Source organism: Flavivirga aquimarina, from assembly GCF_030540835.1.
In the GTDB taxonomy this organism is placed as follows: domain Bacteria; phylum Bacteroidota; class Bacteroidia; order Flavobacteriales; family Flavobacteriaceae; genus Flavivirga; species Flavivirga aquimarina.
Map to the genome: position 1 here is coordinate 14,537 of NZ_JAUOEK010000069.1, position 22,342 is coordinate 36,878.

Consider the following 22,342-nt stretch of genomic DNA (forward strand, 5'->3'; position numbering starts at 1 on the left):
GAAATTTACATTTTCTTTTTGACTATTTTTCTCTTTTAGTAATTTTATAAATATTTTTTAGATGTTCTAAAAACATTACAATTCTAAAAGTTGCGTTTTAAAAAAATTAATGATGTTTTTCTTGAAATTTATTTCCCTGATTTCAATATCTGCCTTGACCCAATCATTATTTGGATAGTTTGCTAAATCTTTTACATTGGCTATTTTTGAATTAGCATACTTACTTTTCTTGATTCCAAAATAACCATTTCCTGCCTGTATATTTAACTTTTTTTCTAAAATCATTTTATTTCCAAGCCTATCTAAATATTGATTAGCATCTTCAATATCCCAACCATTGTAATTTGTATTCTGCCATTTCTTTGGAAAAATATGTTCAATGTCAGATGTACTTGAAATTAAATCTTTTTGATTAGGGTTTAAGTAGGCATCCATTAATAATAAAACCCTAGAAAGTCTTGATGAGTGATGGTTATTTAAATCTGATTGCAATGACTCTTCATCCCAATTAATTCTAAAAATCAATTCATTATGACTAATAATGCTAATACAAGACTGATAAACATCACCCTTAATAGCATTAACTGTTGGTGCTCCAATAAACTTATAAACTAATGACGCTAAAAGCTTTTTCAATATAGTTAAAAAATCATCTGAAAATCTTTGAGAATCTTTATTTTTGATAAAGAAAACACTTAAAAGATATCGCCAGTATTCATTTGGGTAGTGAAATAAGCAATGAATATATTTTCTATTTTCTAGTGAGATTGAATAATTACTCTCCTCTGGTTCAATATCCTTATTAACATACCTCCAAAAGTTAGCTAGCTCCATTATCTCATTTATAATTCCATCTTTTTTTAATTTAGAATAATTACTTTCTGAATAAAATTTTCTTAAACCTACCTCTTTACTTTTATCATTGTTTCTAGCTCTTAATATATGAGTATAGTATCTGAAAATATCATCTATTACAAAATCACCTTGTTCACAAATTGCTGTTAAATCTTTCCATGTACCCGTAAAATCTCCACGTTCTACTTTTGTTACCTTGCTTCTATATATTTGAGCTTTAAAAATATCTGAATCCGATAAAGGCATTCCTCTATCATTTAAAGTCGAAAAGATTGTTAGAGCTGTTTCCGGTGTGTCACATTCAATAGGTAAAAGGATGCATTTTTGAAGAATTGTAACGCACAATTCTTTCCATTGCAGAGGGTTAATCGTAGCGTATTCATCGCATTTATACTTAAAAAACAAATAGTTTTTAGAATAATTATCGTTAGCATCAAGAGAAGCTTCTCCTGTTTTAAGAATTTCATGGAATGTTTCATTATCAGACTCCGTTGCTACTAAAGATTCTATATGAATTTTATTTTTATCTGACACCTTTTGAGAAATAGGATTAATATCCCAAATGCACGGAGCTAATTGATTTTTAAGTCCCTTAACATCGTCATCTTCTGGCATTGCCTCTAACTTCTTATAAAAAGAACGAAGTAGTAAGAAAAAAGATGTTATTCTTTGCTGACCGTCAATTATTTCCAAAGAACCGATATTGTTATTATAAGAAACAATAGTCCCTAAAAAGTAGTCAGCTTCTTTTTTAGCATCTGTTTGGGCAAAATTTTCAATGTCTTCCCATAGAGTCTCACATTTTTCTATATTCCATTTGTATGGTCTTTGGTAATCGGGAATTACAAATTTTTTATTCTGCATTTCATTGAATAGTTTTCCTATAGTTTTTTTACTTACATGTAAATCTGCCATTTATATATTTGTTTAAAAAAATTTATATGATTAATAAGACTGTACAAATGTGTTTAGCCTACTTTTAAAATCCGCTTTCCAAGTCAAATAATTAGTAATGTCCTGCTGAATTATTTGTTTATTTGGTAATTGTGGAATTGTTGATGTCCCCCCATCATGTTCTGTAACTGAATATTTCCCAAATAGATCCAATAATATATCTACATCACTTTGCTCTGTTACGATATAACCAGAAAGATTTCTTTTCTTTAAGTTAATGTTTTTAGAAAACCTTTGATAAGTCTTGTTTGATAGAATTTCTTCAACAGTTCTTTCAACTAACATTCTAAAACGTTTTCTTGCAGAATCTAATTTGATCTCACGTCCATGTGCATCAGTTATAGGTAAAGAATCATGGTCTCTTAGAATTCTTCTGATTGAATCAATTCTTTCGTCAACATTTTTTGCGAGATATGGTATTTCATCTGTAACAATACCACTAATACCATTGTATTTATCAATACCTATAACTTGACAATCAGAATTAATAATACTTTTGTGAGTATCAATTAATAGACGAAGAAATGACAAGTCATGAGTAAGAACTATTATTTGTCTGTCTGCTGATAAGCTAACTATTTGTTCAGCAATCAAATCTCTATAATCCATATCTAAGGAGTTAACAGGATCATCAAATACAATACTGTTTTTTCTATTATCGATAGTACATTCAGCTAGAAAATTTGATAAGGCTACAATTTTCTGTTCTCCTTCACTTAAAATAGAATTCATCCCCTCTCCAATATCAGAAAAACCACATCTTTGAAATGTTATTCCAGATGTTGTTCTCGTTTTTGCAATTGCTACTTTACTTGCTAAATCCTGATTGAAATTCTGAAGATGATTAACAAATTCTTGGTGCTGTAGGTTTACTGCTTGGTTATCCATTAAGTCACCAATTTTTTTAGATATCTGTGTTGTATTTAATTTTGCCTTACACTGATTAATCCACTTTTTATACAGATGTTCATTATGATACTGTGCAATATTAACCTTTTGAGTATGTAAAAACTCTTTAGTTAACAACTCATTAAGTTCAACAACAAGCTTGCTTCTATTTTTTGATAGTTCTGTGTTATTTTTAATCTGCAAATCAGTATTGATAACTAAACCCTCAACATTTTTAGACAATATATTTTCAGTAACATTAATTTCAATATCACTTTGCAAGTGGCTTACTATATTTGTTTTAATTTCCTTGAATTTCTCAACAAATAGTTCATACAACTTTTCAAATTCAGGTATGTGTTTAACTAATTCTGAATAGTTTTCAAATGGAAGGATGACAGTATTATTAATACTCTCAATTTTAAGTCTAATTCCCTCTTTAACTGCATTTAATTTAATAGAAACATCATTTAAAACAAATTCACTAAACCCCTGTAAACGTAATTTTGCTGTTTCATCCAAATCTTGTTGACATAAAACACATGTTTCAAGTGATTGATTTGAAGGAAAAACATCATTTTCATCGGTAAGCTCTTCTTTAATAGAAAAATCTTTTGCTGCATTCCAGAGCACCCTCCAGTGATCAGAACCAAATCCAGACAAGGAATTAATATTCCCCAATTCGGAAGTAGCAGTAATGTAAGCTTTGTTTATGGTATCTAACTTAATTTTTAAATCTTTTATTATTTTTAAATTGTCTTCGTTGTAAAGACCTTCAATTAATTTAAATTGTTGAACGTAATTAATTAAACGAGTTTTTAATTCTGTTAAGTTCTTGATTTTTTCCTGAGGATCTTGAGTTTTTAACAATGCAGTTAACTCTTCCTTACGCTGTTTGTTTGTATCACTAAATTGTATGTATGTATCAACTTGTTCTTTTGTTTTAGTCTCTATACTTTGATACCAAACTCCTGAAATTGTAGTTCTTAAATTTTCATTCAATATTGGTTTTTGTGTATTGTATGCTCTAACATCATTATCTAAATTAAGTGATATCTGATTTAAAACACCAATAAGTTTTTCTAATACATCAATACCAGTCGGTTTATACTCCGTAGGGTTTTCATTATTTACATAAATATCTCCGCAATTAGAATCAAAAACAAAAATAGAGTTTAAGGTAGGATGAGAAGGTGTGTTTTCATTCCATGTAAAATTATGATTTACTCCGTTTTCTTCAATTACAAACTCAACCTTTTGTTGTGTATTACTTCCTGAAAAAACGTTCTTTTTTAAATCAATACTTTTATCTCTACTCCAACACATTTTTTTTAAAATTCTGGAGTAACTAGATTTACCCGAACCATTATTTCCATAAACAACAATTAAACCTGTATTTGAAAATTCAAGATTTGCTTGGTTATAAAGTGCGCAAATATTTTCTGGATTTTTAATACTAATTAATTTGGGATAGTTAAAGCCTGAACTTACAGATGTTGGTAAATGCGAACTATCTAATGGAACTGAATTAATTAAAATACTACCGTCTCCTTCCTCTTTTTTTAGTAATTGTACAAGTTCATCAATATCAACTGATGTTAAATTTTGAGATGTAATTATTCTTCTTAAAGCATCTTTTGTGAAATCACTTTTAGAAGCCGACCATTGTAATATTTCCTGATATATTGTCATAAGTTTAACTTATTATTTCTTTCTCATTCTCAATTTTCTAATATTCCTTAGCTCTCCATATTTTGAGTTATGAGCTTGTCATAATTCTATTTTACCAAAAATAGCCGATTTGTCAGATGACCTTAAAAAGACCTCTGGTATTTTCAACTATTATTTTAATAATGCTATGGGAGAATAATTGCTGCTAAAAGTAGGAAATAAAAAAACTCTGACAAATACGCCAGAGTTAAAAAAATGATTAACAGCTTTTTAGTTATTCTTTAATAAACTTTATCGTTTGTGTTTTATTCTTTGGATCTGTTAACTTTAAAAGATAGATACCATTAGATAAACTGCTTATATCTATTTTATTTTTCTTAAAATGGGATAAAACTTTTTGACCTTGGATAGTGTAGATTTCAATCTTTTCTACCGTAGCAAATCCTTCAATAGTTATATTGTTTTTCGCAGGGTTTGGGTAAACTTGATAATGGTTTTTTGCTACATCATTTATTGATAAACTGCCACAATTTAAATTTTGCATTTCTGAATATGTAGGATTATGAGCATTATTCTCAACAAAATATTCATTACTCACTATTTGTCCAGTAGTAATAAGATGTTTTAAAGCACAAAGATCATTTAAATTAGGGTTATCAAAATAAACATTACTACCGTATGTTGCTCTTCCAATTTCTAAATTCCCGTTTATTGTGCTTATATTTTCTAAACCATTAAGCGTTGTTAAAACGTCATTAGCCTCAATGGTCAAGTTTTCTCCTATGTAATTAAGGTTCGTTAAACTACTAATAGAAGCAAGTAATTTGTTCCCTTCTAAATGTCCTCCTGTATTTGTTATAACATGTCCAATATGCATATACCTCCCAACACTCGTAAGATTCTCTAAGCCAACTAAAGACGTTAAATTATAGTTGCTAAGTATATTCAATCCCCCTCCAACTGATGTAATATTGTTTAAGCCATCTAATGAAGTGAGCGAATTATTTGCATTGATTATTAAATGTTCATCTATAGATGTTATTCCTATTAGTTTACTAAGAGAAGAAAGAAGGTTATTACCAAGTATTTCTATAGTCCTTACCGCTGTAAGAGAATCAAAGCCGTCCAATGAAGTTAACATAGGGTTACTACTAATTTCTAATCTATCATTTGTTCCTAATTTTCCTTCCACAGAAGTTAAAGCGTTTAATCCAATTAATGAACTAAGTGAATTGTTTCCAGTTATAAGAAGAGAACCGACTATATTCGTGAGGTTATTCAGTCCTGTCATGTCGGTTAAAGAATCATTGCCAATTATTTGCAACCATCCATTTATAGTTATTAGACTATTTAAACCAGTCATATCAGTCAAAGAATCGTTATTCCAAAAAGACATCCCGCCTCCAAAAAAGCCAACCCCATTAACTAAGGAAATATTATTCAATCCACTAAGCGAGTTAAGGTTTTCATTATCAGAGATATCTAAGTTACCATTCAAGGAAGTGATACCCTCTAATCCTATTAAACTAGTAATTGAGTTATTGTTTACAATATGCAAATTACCTTCTATTGAGGTGAGATTACTTAAGGAACTGATAGAATTAAGACTTTCATTATTAGAAATATTTAAACCAATTCCGTTACCCAAAGTATCAATGTTTTCTCCAACAATAGAACTAAGGTTATTTAATCCATCTAAAGAAGAAAGGCTACTATTGTTATTAATAGATAATCCTTCTCCAACAGATTCAAGTTCACTAAGCCCGCTTAGGCTAGTTATTCCTCCTAATGAAGATTCTTCAATGGTTAAAGTTCCAGTAACTTCTGTATAGTTAAAAGCATCGATTTCGGCTTGACTGATAAGAGTTAAATCCCCTGTAAATACTTGAGCAAATGTTTGAAAAGAAATTGCTAAAGCAATTATAAGTAATACGTTTTTTTTCATTGTTTTTAGTTTTAGTTCCCTTTAGCTTACAAAGGCGTTCATTTTGAGTTATTTGTGGCTCAAATATAGATTTAATTTTCAAAACACGACAAAATTGTCGTGTTCTTTATTATGATTTACGACTATTTTCATTCATTGAAGGACGAATGACATGAAAGATTCGAAAGAATTAGAATTAATCAGCAAAATAGGAGTAGGTATAAAGACCTTACGTAAAGAGTTATCTATAACGCAACTTGACCTTGCTATTGCATCTGGATTGGATGTTCGTCAAATACAACGTATGGAGGCGGGCAGGACTTCCCCGACCTTGAAAACACTTATCAAACTAGCTAATAGTTTTGAAATGAATATTTTTGAGTTTTTTGAACATATAAAGAAGTAAAACATATGTTTAATAAGCTTCTAAAATTTTTTAGACCCTCTTAAAGAAAAGGTTTCTCAATAAAATTCTTAATCCATTTTTAAAACCCTTTCTTGCTCCATAAATTCAAGAGCAAACTGATAACACATATCATTTGTATATCCAATTTTTGCCTTAGAGGAGTTATTAACCATCTTTACATATCTTTCATTTTTAGTTTTTTATGAACCATTATGCAAAGAAACTATTCTATCTTTTTTATTTTTATAGTTTGGGTGTTTTTTGTACCAAAAAGTACAATTTGATTGATCATAATAGCATTGTTAGGTCTTATATTGGATGGTAGTGTTGTATTCACTAAATGTAAAATATCTTCTTTTGAGATTAAACCTAAAGGAATTCGTGAGCCAATTTTCAACACCAAACCTAATAAATTTACAATGGTGTCTGTTGCGTTAATTATTTTAGATGGAAGATGGTTTTTTGGTGGTTGTGCACTCAAATTATCGTTATCAATTTTAATTAAACGCCACATAGCCTGTTCGCTTTTTTGAAGCTGATTTTCAAATTTTTCATACGAAATATCCTCATCTGAAAAATAAAAAAAGTTAATATATTGATTGGTTTTACTTACAAATTCAACTCCCAAATTGAATCCTGCGTTTTTGGTAAAATAATCAACAAATGTATTGCATAGTTCAATAACTAAACTTTGGTTATCATCACTTATCTCAATTGATTTTAAGGGAGTTTGATTATAATACTTAATGCATCCAATACCAATAACTACTTTCGCATTTTTTTTCTTTGTCGCACTAATCAATCTTTTTCTAGTTAACAGATTAAATTTTGTAAAATCGGTGTTTTCAAAAAATAACTTACCGTCAATTTCTTCTCCTACAAAACTAACATTTTGCACTTTATTGAACATTTTATTATCAGAGATTCCTCTAAATTCTAGTGTTCCTTTTTCTTTAATATTTATTTGGCTAAAAGTAACAGATGATACAATTGGCAAAGGTTCATCATAATTAAATTGTGTGTTATGAAAAACAAGTTCTTTATATATAATTATATTTTTAAAATCCACTACAGAATTAAATTCAGATAGTTCAAACGTAGTAAAATCTTTAAATTCAATATTTTTAAAGATTATTGCATCATGAATAGATTTATCCATATTTGTTATGATATTCTGAAAAAAACAATTTGAATGAAAAAGGGAATTTAATATCGAAAAACCACCATCAAAATGAGTGTTTAACATAAAGAAACCATTAAAAAAATCACAATCACTTATAAATAATTTTAATTTAAAAGCAGCATTATCAAACATAATACCTTTAATTGATAAATCAGAAAAAGTAACAGGTTTATCAAAAATAGCTGAATTAAAATCTAGGTTTTTAAATCTTGAAGATTTAAAAGTTAGGTTTACATTAAATTTCGAATTATTAAATTTTATGTCTTTTTTAAACTCCCTGTCACTAAATATCTTATCAATGCTTGTTGTGAAAATAATATCTTCAAGGAAAATATTTTTTTGCGTAGAGTCTTCTTCAAAATAACAGATTAATTTTTCTAAATGAAAAATGAAATTATTTTCATTTTTCCATGCTTCATTTTTACTATGAAAAATACAAAGCCCTTCATTATCAATGAGAATTTTATCAACTAAATAATCTGTTTTTGAAAAACAGCAAACTATCTGTTTCCCTTCAATCTCTTTTTTAAATACACACATTTTATCTTAATAATTAGTTTTGAGTAATGCTAATTAAAAATATTACTTCTTAGTTTTGTCATTGTCTTCGCCCACTTCTTGTCTATTACCAAACCCTAAAAAATTTAATTGACTTATTTTTCCTTTGAGTTTTTTGATTTTAGAAGAATTAAATATACTTAACACATTGATTTGTTTGATATCAAACAAATCAATGTGTAATGCGTTCTTTTCAAATTTTGGTATTTTCTTCGGTGGTTCTTTTATATTGATCTCATCATATTCAGCAAAAGGAACATTATTTAGGTAATTTTTATTTGTTGGCTTATTCTTTCTGAATTGTTTTAAGGATTGAAAGTTTAGATACTCCAATAACCCTTCAATGGTATCTTCATTTGGATTAGTATATTTTTTTCCTTTACCAAAAAAATAACGATGATAATCTACCAAGCTTCTTGATGACAAAGTAATTTTAAATCTGTTACTTTTTATTATTTTTTCAGCAAGTTCTGTTTTAGATGCAACATTTTCATGTTCCCGTTCCCCTTCTATAAAAACCAAGCCTATAACCTCTCTTAATTCTTCCTCTTTAATCATTGATTTTTATACATTTTATTGTTTCCATAGAAATACCATGGAAATACCTTTTTCTGCTAGCTTAAACTGTATATATATCCTTCATATTTCCTTGTTATAAACAATGGAAATTTAAACTTCTCACTTAGCTTTTTAAGGATCTTTGACTTGTATTTCATCGTGAGATACCTTGTACAAGGACTCGTATTTAATAGTCCAAATGGTCACGAGCCAAACAATCTAGATTAGGGCATTTTAATTATTTTATTATGATTAAAAGTTCGGTTTTATTCACCCTAATATGTTTGTTAACACTAGGGATGGTAGCAACTTCTTGCTCAACTGAAGACAATTTAACCGAGACTCCTACCTATACAACAGGAGGAGAACTCGACGATCCAGTTGAACCAGACAGAGATGATGATTAATATCAAAATCTACGGTTAATTTTATGAACCCTTGCATTTAGCAAGGGTTTTTAATTGGCTTAAATATAATAATTTAAAACCACAAATGAAGAATATGATTACGTTTAAAGAAAGAAAATACAGGTGTTTTGTTTAAAATTTGTCCTTTCTTCTATTTATATTATTCTCTATGTAAATAGCTTTTTCTCCATTTTGATTTATTTGGTGAATATTAATAAGGTTAAGCTTTTTCTCCTCTATTATATTTTGTAAAAACCCTATATCTAATTGAGAAAGAGTCCTATGAAACTCATCGGAGATTAGATTTCTATTAGGACTAATAGAGTTAATTAAAGAGTTCGTGTTTTCTTCATTCCATTGACCTGTGGTAATCAAAAAAGAAACTTTAAGCGATATTGAAAACCACGAAATTATGCCCATGACTGCAGTAGTAAAATAGTTTTGATTTTGACCGTTGGTTAGATATTTCTTGAAATCAATAAAACCCTTTAATAATCTTTTACTGGTTGCTTCAAGTAGGTCAATGAATTCTTCTTGTGAAATATTCTCATCGGAAAAATAAAGTAATGTAATACTCTTTTTATCTCTTTCAACAATTTCAACTCCTAAATTATATCCCGTATTACTTATGAAAAAATTCGAATAGACCATAGTAATTTCATCTATCAATGATTGGTTACCTGTATCAATCAAAATTTTTCTTGGTACTGTTTGCAAACGATATTTAATACATCCTCTTTCAATAATAACTTTACCTGTTGATTGTAGCCGAAATATTTCCCGCCTGTCCTCCTCATCTATATTTGATAAGTTTGAATTTTGAAATGTTATTTTCCCCTCTATGTTCTCAAGGTTTAATGGAAATCGCGTATAACTATGGAAAATTCTATTTTCATCTTGTCCTGAGAATAGCAATGTTTTTTTTACACTAATATTAGTAAATAGAATTTGTTGTTCCGCTTGAATTTTGTTGTTACTAAATATAGTTTCTCCATTAAAAGTAGAGTCGCAAAAATTAACTAATGATGAGAAAATTTCAAGATTACCAAATATTGTATAATCATTAAAAGTTCCTGTAATTTCAAAAAGCCCATCTTTGGTAAATTGACTATCGAGAAACAGAAAAGATTCAGCAAAGTGACAGTCTTGAATTGATAGAGATCCCTGTATTTTTGTATGACAAAAATCTACAGAGGAATTAAATGTGCAATTTTTAATCCCAAATGTTCCAGGAGTTTCGCAGTAAAAATCAATATGAGAAAATATTGCATCTGCATTGACTGAAGAGTTTTCTATAAAAAAATCAGATCTAAAATTACAGTATTCAAGATTCAATTTATGATCGATTTTTTTATCAGATATTCTTACCTGATCTAAAAAAGTAGCACCATGTAAATTACAAGGGAGGAGTTTATGTAAATAATCAATAATTGGTTTTCCTTCTTTCTTTGCAATGAAGTGCACACCGCTTAAGTTGGCTTCTATTCCAAGTTCTTCGTATGTCGCATAAAGAATAAAAAGGTTCTCATAAAAATTATGTTTTCTTTTCCATTTAATATGATTACTATGAAACAAGCATCTCCCTTCTTCGTCTAAAACTGTTAAATCTTTTGAGGTATGGGTTTTGATTAACTTATAGTAATCGCAAAACTGAATGTTTTCGTTAAGTGAATACGATTGAATTGGAAACGAATAATTACACATTACGAAATGTTTATTGAGGCAGAATTATTCTCTAAATAGATGCTCTTATCCCCATTTTGATTAATGACCCTTGTACCAAGATTTTTGTTACTATTGTCTTCTGTAACAATAGTATTCTCTCTTACGAAATGTTCATAATTATTATAGTCTAGATACTGGCTGGCTCCATCTAATAATTCAATCTTAGGATTGATTGGTTTTTGATGATCAGGCACATATTTGCTAAATATATATTCATCAAAATAACGAGAAAGATTTCTATCACTACCTCCAGATATCTCTTTTGACATTAAAAAATCTCCTAAATGTTTTGCTACATTATTTACACTGTCATTACCTGTCTCTAATTTTATTTTGTCATAAATCTGCTTAAATAGTTCTTCTATCATGGTATAAATGTTTTAAGTTTTTTAGGTATATGTTTTTTGACAAAAATTTGCCATTTATTTCAAGCCTCTGTCTAAAAAATCGTTCACAACCAAGCTTTCTTTGTAGAGAAATATTTCACGAACGTTCACAAATCTCAACTTGCAATAAGAGATTAAACTTAAAGCTTTAGAAAAGAAAAATGGTAAGGCAGCGTGCCTGACTGGAAGCAGAAACAAAACTTTACCAAACTTCTTTTAACTCTTCTAGATGAAATAGTCTTCCAGTATTTCAAAAAAATGATTTCAGCAAATCATTCGAGTCAGCTCGAACAGGAAAAGGTTTGCCTAATTTTTAAATACTGAAAAAATGAAAAGTTTATATTTTATATTATTAATGTTTTTTATGACCGCAGGAATAATGTCTTGTTCAACTGACGATGATTTAACAGAAACTCCAACCTATGCGACAGGCGGAGAAATTGACGACCCAGTTGAACCAGATCGAGATTAATATCAAATTCTACGGTTAGTTATGAACCCTTGTATTTATGCAAGGGTTTTTAATTGCCTTAAATGTAATAATTTAAAATTATATTTACAGAATATGATTACTTGTAAAGAAAGAAAAAACTGTTTTTTGCTAATTTTGTTTTTCCATTTAGTATTTACTCTCATTAGTTTTGGGCAAACTAAAAAAGTAACAACTGACTTATTATTAGAAAACGACTCTCTCTATAGAATAGATATTAATAGTAATAAAGATTCATTAAAGAACATATCTCTACAGAAATACATTAAACTCTATTACAAAAAAAGAGATTGGGAAGCATTTAATAAAGTTCGAATAGAACACCTCAAATTCACATACAAAATTAAAGACACATTATCACGTGCCAAAACATTAGAATATGTTGCAGCATATTTTAGAAAGAACCACATAATAGACAGCACCTATTACTATTACACAAAAAGTTTTCAAGAGTATGACCAATTAAAAGATTCACTTAATGCTGGGTTGATGTTATTAAACCTAGCAATCATTCAAAAAAACTCTAGAGATTATTCAGGCAGTGAATATAAATGTAGAAAAGCTCTCAAATACTTAAATAATCGGGCAAATCCTCGAAGAATTGCCTCTGTCTATAGCAACTTAGGGGTTATTTACAACAATTTGGGTTATTTTGATAAGTCCCTGAAACACCATCTTAAAGCTCTTGAAATAAGGAGACAAAAAAATCAAAATTCTATTTATATAATTCATTCGTTAAATAATATTGGAGATATACATATAACCGAAGGAAAATATGAAAAGGCAATTCAATATTTTAACCAAGCACTATATTTCGACAGTCTTATCAATAAATATCCCAAAGTAAAAGCTACATTATTAGATAACCATGCCTATGCACGTTTTAAAAAAGGAGAAGATGATAATATTTTGAGCTCCTTTAATGATGCCATTGATATCAGAAAACAAATCAATGACAAATATGGAATGGTTAATAATTATGTCCATATTTCAGAGTATTATATAAAGAATAACAACAAACAAAATGCCATTGCTTATGCATTAAAAGGGATGAAAACTGCGAGACAAATACAACATAATCAAGGTTATTTAAAATGCCTTGAACTCCTAGGAAACCTTTATGATAATGAAAAATCTAAAACAATTTTTAATGAATATACCTCTATTCGTGATAGTCTTGAAATAGCAGATAAAAAACGTCGTGATTCTTTTTCTTCAATAGAATTGATGGTTGATGAAAAAAATATACTAATAAGTAAACAAAATAGAAATGCAAAAACACGAAGACGTATAATTAATATTCTCATTTCTTTATCGGGAATTTTGCTTGTAATAGTTCTATATTTTAGAATTACAAAACGAAGACAAAAAACGTTATTAAATAAAGCATACGAAGATCTAAAGAAAACTAAACAGGTTCTTTCGAATAAGGTTCTTGATACTACCAGAGAGGTAAAAGAACATCTGGATGAATTCCATCATACACTCAAAGAAAAATACAACCTTACTGATGTGCTTCTGGAGTTTTGGATATTGCGAGCAAATCGAAAAACAAAAGAAGAAATGGCAGAGTTATTATATATTAGTATAAATTCTGTAATCGATAGAAGAAAACGCCTCATAAAGGTACTAAAAGAAGCTAGAAACGAAACTGAAATAACTCGGTCTTTTTTAGTTAATATTTATAATGAAGAACTTGCTGACTTCATAAAAACAAAATAAAAACCTCTATTATAAAATCCCCTTATTTATTCCATCCACCCATAGAGGGGTAGATTTTAAACTTCCAATAAAAACAAGGGTTTCAAAGTTTTTTTATTGATTAAAACATTTGTAGCATTGACGTATTCAAAATCAAATATTTTAATCTTCATACATGGATAATACAATTGAAGAAATAAAGAACTGGATTAAAAAGAAAGCTGATTCAAAATCTCATAGAATAAAAGGAATTTGGGGAATAAAATGCTTATTCCAACCTTCTGAATCTGAAAGGAAATTTAATTACAACATTATTATTATTCAAACAAATGGACAAGGTGCTTGTTATTATGAAGGTAATGAACTAAAAAAAGAAATACTAGAGACCTTAATAGGACAAAATTATGATTTTTCTTCTTCAATAAATAGAAATGTTGAAATAGCACTACTAGATTCTATTGCAGATTCATTTAGTATCTCTCCCGTTTATCAATATATTTTGGAAGATACAAATGACAAAAAATCTATTGAAAGAGCCAAAATTATCTTAAAAGAAGTTGACTTAATTGCAAAATGCTTGGGAGGAGGTAATATTAAAGTATGTAATATAGGAGTTGTTATGACTTTAATTCGATTATTAATCGAAAATAATTATACAGTTTCAGCAAGCGATAAAGATCCAGAAATTTTAGAAAAAACACTATTTAATGAAGTTCAAATTAAAGGTTATGATGAAACACTAAGACTTATTAAAGAATCTGACATAGCAGTTGTATCTGGAATGGTTTTATCAACGAACACATTGAAGAATATCCGTGATACAGCTTTAAAGCACAATACAAAAATTGTGCTTTTTGCTGAAACAGGTTCTTCTTTTGGATCATTTTATGTTGAGAACAATTATGCCGATGTAGTGGTTAGTGAGCCTTTTCCATTTTATACTTTTAATGGAAAATCCAAAATTAAAATCTTTAAAAATGAAACATAAGATACGTTCAATAGTTTCTATTATTATTATTATAGGCATACTGATATATGCAATTATCACTCTATCTTATACAATTTCAATTCATGATTTAAAGAATACGTTTTTTAAAATAGATAGTCTACAAGCTGCTCTTTTGATTTTAATTTCTATCTGTTTCAATGCAATATATATTTCTACAGAAAACCTATCGTTTGAAAATCAAGCTAAAATCATTTTAATCCATAATTATATAGAGACATCAGTATTAAGGATTCAAAAAATATTTCAATATATTATTATTGTTTTTCAATTAATTTTAGGAATTATTATTCCAATAATAAACTTATTTGGTTTTATAAGTTCAAATTCTAGACTAGAAATAATCTTAAAAATATCACTTTTAATACTTAATACATATTTCTTATTTAGCCTACATGATAAGGGTATACTAATAAATAGAGTTTTAACTAATATTAGAAAAGAGAAAGGTATAATTACATTTCTTGATAGAGATGGTGATCATAATCAAATGGCTAAAATCTTAGATACAATTGAATATGGATCAGAGGTATTTGTTACACATTTCGAGGAACCTATAAACGAATTAAACACTGATGGTTATTATTATGAAAAAGAGTTTATGAATAAATGGTATTCTATTGTTAAAGAGAAAAAATTAAAAGTAAAACAAATCGTTTTAATAAACAGCAAAAAGGATATAGAAGATTTAAAAATTAGGTTAAAAATCATTAAGGATATAAAAAATTTCTCTTTAGGCTATATAATAGCTCCTCCTTTTACCGTTTTTATTGACTTTATTGTTTTTCCAGATGATGTATTGATAGGGTTTTCAGATAGTAAAACTATGCCAAACATGAATACTTTTGGGCTATTAATACATAAGGGCAATGGCGTATCGAAATTTAAAAACATGTTTAATGAAATTTTGATGTCTAATGCGGTTTTCGTGAAAACATTTGAAGGGGTTAATGAAGAAGAAGTTCTTTTATTAGAAAAAAAGTACAATCAAATAAAACGATATTCAAAAACATCAAGGAATTTTTTCAAAGTATTTACTGAAGACTAATAATGAAATATAATAATATTATGAAAGGAGAATTAATTTCAATTACAACTAAAGATGGCTTAATTATGCAAGGGATATATTGTAAGTCGAATTGCAAAAAAACAATTATTATTCATGTTCATGGATCGTATGGAAATTTCTATGAAAATTTCTTTTTAGAAGAAATGAGTAATAAGTTTAATGAAACAGGTGTTTCGTTTCTTTCTATTAGAACCAGAGGAAGTGATTATTACTCAGATTTTAAAATTTTAAATAACAAGGAATATAAATCAAAAAGAATAGGAGGCATTAGAGAAATTTTTCAGGAATGTACTCTAGACATTGAACCATGGATATTACTTGCTAAGAAAAAAGGATATCATAAAGTTTTATTGCAAGGTCATAGTTTGGGAGCAATGAAGATAGTATATTTTAACAAAAATATTGAGGGGAATGTAGATGGGTTAATTTTATTGTCCCCACCAGACAGCATTGGATTACAAAAAAAAGATAATGCCGGTAGATATGAAGAATACAAAGAAAAAGCATTGGAGTTATTACAAAAAGATAATTTGCAGTTAATGCCAAAGGAAGCCTATTTTGAATCAATAACTTGTGAAAGTTTTTATAATATGCTTAAAGAAAATGATACAGGAATGTTTACATATCAAGATGTCGAACTTATGAAAAAAGCTGGAATTAACTCTATCAATATACCAACATTCATATCATTTGCTACAATCAACGAAGCTATAATAAACCCTATAGAATATTGTATAAGCTCTTTCAAAAAATCATCTCATGATAGTTCCTTGCTACATTTCGAGATTATCGAAAATGCTAATCATAATTACCATTTTAAGGAAGACATCTTAGCAGAAGAAATATCAAATTGGTTAATTGAAAAATATAATTCGTAAAAAAGCAACATTTAATTTAAAGAAAAAAACTCACTGATTTGAGTTTGGATACATTTTTTTAGTTAAAAATCAATCATGAACGAAATCCTATTTTATATCACACATTACGCAATGTATATCTTATACGGAATTTTAGTTTTTATAATCTTAAAACTTTTTTTCGATAAAACTTTAAAAAATCATCACAGTAATTGGAATACCCTTGTTGATGATTTTGAGTATTCAACAGAAGAATTTTATTTAAAATTCAAAAAAGATTTATTAAGTCATGGTATTAGTGGTATCACAGCTTCTGATGTTTCATTGCATGAGGGAAGTATATTCTCACAACGTAGAAGATATATTCGAGTAGAGTGGAAAGAATACCAATATGATATTTGTGCTGCTCCTTTTGGTAGAGGGTTCTTTATCTCATGGTGGCTATTGTATAAAAACTCGATAGTAAAAATACTTATTTCTAAAATTCCATTTGTAGGTAGTTGGTTAGCACAAAAACTCTATCCTGTAACATATTACCGTATCGATACTGCATCTATGTTTATGACCTATGCTCAATCGTCAGTACTGAAAGTCATAGATGATATTACAAAGAACAAAGGAGTACGAGCCTTGAGCGAAAACGAACGTAAACCAATATTGAATGATATATTCAAGAGGTAATAATGAGCCTTACAGCTAGTGAGCAAGCAACGCTCTATTTCTATGAATGGGAGTATCGGAATCGTGGTTATTACCATTTCGATACTCCCATTGATATAGAGCCTCCATATCTTCCCTTTCAGCACAGAACATATACTAATCCAGTTATAGACGATGGGCGTATACCTGGTCTTTTTACGAGTATTAGAAAATTAATTATTCCTCAACAAAAGGAAGAAAAACAAGAAAACGAAAACCTTAGCATTGATCCAAGCTTTTTAAAGTTTGATGAGCAACCTACATTGGTAGGTTTTTCAATTTCATTTCCACAAGGACAAGAAATTCTCCCTTTGCGAAATATTGAGCTTCTCAATATGTTGTCGTTTACGACACACTTGGTTTCGTTTGAATTAGTTGGAATAGAGGATACGATTACCTTGCAAATAGTATGTAGTAACTTAGATAGTAATCGTGTACGGTCTCACCTGAAGGCATACTTCCCTGCTATAATAATACGAAACTGCGATATTAAAGATTTCGGTTTTAACCTCAATCAAGATATAGCCATAGCAGATTTTGGTGTACATGATGAATTCATGCGTTCCATTCATACAAGCGAATCGTTTTCAATTGACCCACTTACTTCAATTATTGCAACATTAGATTCTCTGGAACAAGGAGACATTGCAGTATTTCAAATCCTTTTCAAAGGTATTACTTCCCCATTAGCCAAAGACATTACCAATGCGGTTAGCGATGGTGATGGTGGCTCTTTTTTTTCTGACGCTCCAGAAATGCCAAAATGTGCAGATGATAAGATATCAGCTCCGTTGTTCTCGGTAGTTATGCGAATTGGTACGCAAGGAGTTAATGATAATCGAAGTCACTATTTAGCAACGGAACTAGCGCGTAGTATCACCAGTATTTCACATTCTGGGTACAATAAACTAATTCCTTTATCGAATGAGGGGTATGCCTATGATTTTCATGAGTATAATCTGCGTAATAGGTTAAGTAACCGTTTAGGGTTTATTCTGAACAGTAAAGAGTTAAATACCTTTGTTCATTATCCGAATAAAACTGTAGTGAGTAATAAGCTTGGATTAGGTAACGAAAAGACCAAACGACAATCCAATGCATCGCTTAGTGGAATCTATATAGGAACAAACATTCATTTAGAGCAAGAATTTCCTGTATATTTAGACACCGAATCAAGATTATCACATACTCATATTATTGGAGCAACAGGAGTTGGTAAATCGACTCTAATAGCAAATATGATGTTAGCTGACATTGAACAAAACCGTGGCTGTGCTATTTTTGACCCTCATGGTGATATTTGTGATGATATATTAAAACGTATTCCAGAACATCGAAAAGATGATGTCATTATCATTGATCCATCAGATAGTGAACATCCCATTGGTTTTAATCTCCTTGAAGCACATACCGAACCAGAAAAAATTGTATTAAGCTCTGATTTAGTTTCAGCGTTTAAACGACATGCGACTGCTTGGGGTGATAATATGACCGCTGTTTTGCAAAATGCTGTAAATACAATATTGGAAAGTATTAGAGGAGGAACTATTATTGAACTTAAGAGATTCCTAATCGAAGAATCATTTAGAAATGAATATCTCACATCAGTAGATGACCCATCATTACACTATTATTGGCAGAATGAATACCCAATGGTACGCAAAGGTATCGCTCCCCTTTTAACTCGTATAGATACCTTTTTACGACCGAAACTCGTAAGGTATATGTTAGCTCAAAAGCAAGGGGTTGATATTTCACAGTGTTTGGCAGAAAACAAGATTGTATTACTCAAACTATCGCAAGGACTTATTGGAGAACATAATAGTTATTTACTTGGTTCCCTATTCTTAGCAAAGTTCAATCAAGCGGCACTATCACGCCAAGGACAAAGTAAAGATGAACGTACTCCTTACATGTTGTATTTGGATGAGTTTCAGAACTTCATTACTCCAAGTATTGAAAAGATTTTAAGTGGTACAAGAAAATATGGTTTAGGATTAACTATCGCTCATCAGGAGCTCGGACAAATTCAAGATTTGTCATTATTGAACTCGGTAATCTCTAACCCTAAAATACGTATTTGTTTTAGGTTGGGAGATAGTGATGCAAAACGCCTAGAGTCTGGTTTCTCATATTTTGAACAAACGGATTTACAAAGTTTGGAACGTGGAGAGGTGATTATGCGTATTGGTTCTAGTAGTAATGATTTTAACCTTTTAACTAATCCGTTACGAGAAATAAATACTGATTACTCTCAAACTATTATTGCATCTGTCCGTAAACAATATGGAACACCAAAAGAACAAGTAAAAGACCTGTTATTTTCAATGCTTCCTTCTTTAAAAACACCTTCTTTTAAGAAGAAAACTCAAATTAAAGAAAAATCAATAATATCAAATGAAACCGTTAAAGAGGTTCCCGAACTAAAACCCAAAAGTTTACCAAGTACTATTCCCGATGATGTTAAAAACAAACTCATCAAAGAAGAAAATGAGTCCTTAGAAATACGATCTCATACCTATCTACAATCAATGATTAAAAAATTGGGACAAGATAGAAATTACATAGCTACAACAGAATACCCAACTAAAGATGGTGGACGCATAGATATCGTATTAGAAAAAGACGGTTTGAAAATTGGTTTTGAGATTTCAGAAACCAATAAACCTTCATACGAAGTTAAGAATATAAAAAAATGTTTAAAGGCTGGATGTATTCCTGTAGTGATGGTTTCAAAAAACAAAAAACAGCTAGATGCTATCGAAAAATTAACTTTTCAGGAATTATCAACCAAAGACAAAGCATTAGTTCAATTTATTCAACCTGATGAGATTCCAAAGATTTTAGACTCATTTGCTTTTCAACCTCAAAAGCAAGAAGAAATGGTAAAAGGATTTAGAATAGTAACAGAATTTGAAAATGAAGAAAGTTCTCAAATTAAGAATATTAAATCACGTCTTAATAAGCTATTTAAAAGGAAAAAATAAAGCTCAGTATTTAGTTTCAACAGTTTTACCAAAGAATTACTTTAGACCCAAAACACTGTATATATGAATGTTGCAATATTTGTTAGAGTAAGCACTCTAGACCAAAAAAATAACACCGACTCTGTAGAAACTCATATTGAGAGAGGTAAATTATATGCAAAATCCAAAGAATGGAATGTTGTCAAAATATATAATCTTGCAGGGGTCTCTGGTAAAAGCACCATCAATCATCAACAAACCAAACAGATGTTCGATGATATTAGATCTGGCAAAGTCGAAGGTATTATTATAAGTTCTTTAAGTCGTTTAGCTCGAAATACTTCCGAACTTCTTGAGTATAGTAAATTCTTTGAAGACCATAATGCTAGTCTAATCTCTATAAACGAATCGCTTGATACCTCAACAAGTGGTGGAAAATTCTTTTATACACTATTGAGTGCTCTTTCAACTTACGAGCGTGAGATTACCTATGAAAGACAAATGGCAAGTCTTAATTACAGAAGAAAGCAAGGCAAATTTACTGGTGGTATGGTTAGCTATGGGTATAAGATTGTTGATGCCGAAGTTGTTATTAATGAAGAAGAAGCCCCTGTTAGACGATTGATATATGATTTGTTTTTAGAACACCAACGCATGTCTACCGTTGCAAACGAATTAAATAAGAGAGGTTATGTTACTAGAAAAAACAGGCCTTGGTCTGATACCACCATTAGGAGATTATTAAAGAATACAGATGCAAAAGGAGTTAGAAAATGTAATTATCAAGGACAACGGTCTAAAGACAATCCATCTGGATTAAAAGCACAAACTGAATGGCAACATCTTCCCTGCCCAGCCTTAATATCTGAAAAGAAATGGGATGAAGTAAATGCCATTATTCGAGATCAAGAAAAAGGAAGTAAACAAAGGCAACCTTTAAATAAAAGAGTACATCTATTTACGGGTTACATTAAATGCGACAAAGGACATAAAATGGTCATTCAATCTAAGAGTAAAAGATACACGTGTAAGCATTGCAAATTTGGTATCGACAAAGATGATTTAGAAGATGTCTTTTTAAGTCGAATAAAACAGTTTTTAATTTCGGATGAAGAACTTTCAGAATACAACACTTCAAATTCTCATGAGATTCAAATGAAACGTGATGAGATTGAGTTTGCTGAAATTGAATTAACCAAACTTGAACAAAAGTTAGAAAGTTTAATTGACTTAAATACTCAAGGTCAAATACCTACTAAAGGTTTCAAAAAACATTATGAACCAATTTATGTTAGAAAAGAAAGCCTTGAAGTCACTATTAAAGACTTAAAAAAAGAATTAGAACTCTTAGAAGAAGCTAAAATATCCTTTGATATAATCGCTAACAAATCTATTGATTTTTATAATAATTGGGAACATTTAGATAGAGGCGAAAAACGTTATATCGTAGAGTCTATAACTAATGAAATCATATTTGACAACAAAACCATCAAATTCAAGCTCAAACAAATCGCTCCGCTCTCTTCTTTAGAATTAAACCCAAATGGTCAACAACGTAGCATAATATTGTCGCCTGGGGTAAAACGGCCCAAATAATCGAGAAATACGTTACTAAAGGAAAAGAGATTGCCATTGAAGGAAAACTAACTTCTCGTAGCTATGATGATAAGAATGGAAATAAACGATATATCACGGAAGTTGTTGCCAATGAAATTTTGATGTTAGGCAAACAATAAAGTAACACTTTCAAGAAACCCTATACTTTACCAAGTATTTTTAAAACTATAATTCGGCACTAAATCTAATTTACTGCCGAATTATAGTTTTGTGTCTTTTACTTCAGATAATCATTTTAAACATTAATAAAACTAAGCCGGAAATACTTAAGATATTGTTTTTACCATTACCATAAAAAATGGTTAGCCTTCCAACTAAATTTCACTACTTTTCTTACCTTTAACGCTGCTATAAAAAGCCTTATATAGTTAAATTTAAACTCTTTTACAATAGTTAAAATGAGCTCACTGGATTTTACTATA

At 29.5% G+C, this 22,342-nt stretch carries 17 protein-coding genes and 1 pseudogene; 11 read left to right on the plus strand and 7 right to left on the minus strand.

The window, feature by feature from the left end; all coding sequences use genetic code 11:
* Positions 1-75: 75 nt before the first annotated feature.
* The 3 genes from Q4Q35_RS05760 to Q4Q35_RS05770 all read right to left on the minus strand — a co-directional run bounded on the left by Q4Q35_RS05760 (position 76) and on the right by Q4Q35_RS05770 (position 6,313).
* On the minus strand, positions 76-1,770 hold the full coding sequence (locus Q4Q35_RS05760; RefSeq protein WP_303276993.1) for a DUF262 domain-containing protein: 1,695 nt from the start codon (positions 1,768-1,770) through the stop codon (positions 76-78).
* A gap of 30 nt (positions 1,771-1,800) precedes the next feature.
* Entirely contained in the window at positions 1,801-4,389 is a 2,589-nt protein-coding gene (locus Q4Q35_RS05765; protein WP_303276994.1) for an AAA family ATPase, read from the minus strand.
* A 253-nt stretch (positions 4,390-4,642) separates the two neighbouring features.
* Positions 4,643-6,313: a T9SS type A sorting domain-containing protein gene (locus Q4Q35_RS05770; RefSeq protein WP_303276995.1), complete on the minus strand. Its 1,671-nt coding sequence runs from the start codon at positions 6,311-6,313 to the stop codon at positions 4,643-4,645.
* 151 nt (positions 6,314-6,464) lie between these two features.
* Between Q4Q35_RS05770 and Q4Q35_RS05775 the strand changes: the two genes are divergently transcribed.
* A complete protein-coding gene (locus Q4Q35_RS05775; RefSeq protein WP_303276996.1) occupies positions 6,465-6,698 on the plus strand; it encodes a helix-turn-helix domain-containing protein in 234 nt (77 codons plus the stop codon).
* A gap of 223 nt (positions 6,699-6,921) precedes the next feature.
* Here Q4Q35_RS05775 and Q4Q35_RS05780 read toward each other — a convergent pair whose 3' ends face one another.
* Together Q4Q35_RS05780 and Q4Q35_RS05785 are read right to left on the minus strand one after the other, a co-directional pair.
* Entirely contained in the window at positions 6,922-8,421 is a 1,500-nt protein-coding gene (locus Q4Q35_RS05780; protein WP_303276998.1) for a hypothetical protein, read from the minus strand.
* 42 nt (positions 8,422-8,463) lie between these two features.
* Positions 8,464-8,997 (minus strand): hypothetical protein, encoded by a 534-nt coding sequence (locus Q4Q35_RS05785; RefSeq protein WP_303276999.1) that lies wholly within the window; start codon positions 8,995-8,997, stop codon positions 8,464-8,466.
* A gap of 248 nt (positions 8,998-9,245) precedes the next feature.
* Here Q4Q35_RS05785 and Q4Q35_RS05790 point away from each other — a divergent pair, with 248 nt between their 5' ends.
* On the plus strand, positions 9,246-9,404 hold the full coding sequence (locus Q4Q35_RS05790; protein ID WP_303277000.1) for a hypothetical protein: 159 nt from the start codon (positions 9,246-9,248) through the stop codon (positions 9,402-9,404).
* A 132-nt stretch (positions 9,405-9,536) separates the two neighbouring features.
* On the opposite strand, the gene Q4Q35_RS05795 is transcribed toward Q4Q35_RS05790, so the two are convergent.
* Both Q4Q35_RS05795 and Q4Q35_RS05800 read right to left on the minus strand, forming a co-directional pair.
* Positions 9,537-11,108 carry a hypothetical protein gene (locus Q4Q35_RS05795; RefSeq protein WP_303277001.1) on the minus strand — a complete coding sequence of 524 codons (1,572 nt, stop codon included), beginning with the start codon at positions 11,106-11,108 and terminating at the stop codon, positions 9,537-9,539.
* Positions 11,108-11,497 (minus strand): hypothetical protein, encoded by a 390-nt coding sequence (locus Q4Q35_RS05800; RefSeq protein ID WP_303277002.1) that lies wholly within the window; start codon positions 11,495-11,497, stop codon positions 11,108-11,110. Before Q4Q35_RS05800 ends, Q4Q35_RS05795 begins: the two co-directional genes overlap by 1 nt.
* A gap of 346 nt (positions 11,498-11,843) precedes the next feature.
* On the opposite strand from Q4Q35_RS05800, the gene Q4Q35_RS05805 reads away from it, so the two are divergent.
* The 9 genes and pseudogenes from Q4Q35_RS05805 to Q4Q35_RS05845 all read left to right on the plus strand — a co-directional run.
* Positions 11,844-11,987 carry a hypothetical protein gene (locus tag Q4Q35_RS05805; RefSeq protein ID WP_303277003.1) on the plus strand — a complete coding sequence of 48 codons (144 nt, stop codon included), beginning with the start codon at positions 11,844-11,846 and terminating at the stop codon, positions 11,985-11,987.
* A 126-nt stretch (positions 11,988-12,113) separates the two neighbouring features.
* Positions 12,114-13,727 carry a tetratricopeptide repeat protein gene (locus Q4Q35_RS05810; protein ID WP_303277004.1) on the plus strand — a complete coding sequence of 538 codons (1,614 nt, stop codon included), beginning with the start codon at positions 12,114-12,116 and terminating at the stop codon, positions 13,725-13,727.
* A 154-nt stretch (positions 13,728-13,881) separates the two neighbouring features.
* The gene (locus Q4Q35_RS05815; RefSeq protein WP_303277005.1) at positions 13,882-14,694 is read left to right on the plus strand and encodes a hypothetical protein; all 813 of its coding nucleotides are present in this window, start codon (positions 13,882-13,884) and stop codon (positions 14,692-14,694) included.
* The gene (locus Q4Q35_RS05820) at positions 14,684-15,760 is read left to right on the plus strand and encodes a hypothetical protein (RefSeq protein ID WP_303277006.1); all 1,077 of its coding nucleotides are present in this window, start codon (positions 14,684-14,686) and stop codon (positions 15,758-15,760) included. The genes Q4Q35_RS05815 and Q4Q35_RS05820 overlap by 11 nt, the downstream gene beginning before the upstream one ends.
* Before the next feature lie 20 nt (positions 15,761-15,780).
* Positions 15,781-16,659: an alpha/beta fold hydrolase gene (locus Q4Q35_RS05825; protein WP_303277007.1), complete on the plus strand. Its 879-nt coding sequence runs from the start codon at positions 15,781-15,783 to the stop codon at positions 16,657-16,659.
* Positions 16,660-16,734: 75 nt separating this feature from the next.
* On the plus strand, positions 16,735-17,319 hold the full coding sequence (locus Q4Q35_RS05830) for a hypothetical protein (protein WP_303277008.1): 585 nt from the start codon (positions 16,735-16,737) through the stop codon (positions 17,317-17,319).
* 2 nt (positions 17,320-17,321) lie between these two features.
* Complete coding sequence (locus Q4Q35_RS05835; RefSeq protein WP_303277009.1) at positions 17,322-20,324, plus strand: type IV secretory system conjugative DNA transfer family protein; 3,003 nt, start codon at positions 17,322-17,324, stop codon at positions 20,322-20,324.
* Between the two features lie 63 nt (positions 20,325-20,387).
* A complete protein-coding gene (locus Q4Q35_RS05840; RefSeq protein ID WP_303277010.1) occupies positions 20,388-21,899 on the plus strand; it encodes a recombinase family protein in 1,512 nt (503 codons plus the stop codon).
* A pseudogene (locus Q4Q35_RS05845) lies at positions 21,863-22,039 on the plus strand (single-stranded DNA-binding protein); the annotation flags it as partial. The gene Q4Q35_RS05840 and the pseudogene Q4Q35_RS05845, both read left to right, overlap by 37 nt.
* Positions 22,040-22,342 lie beyond the last annotated feature (303 nt).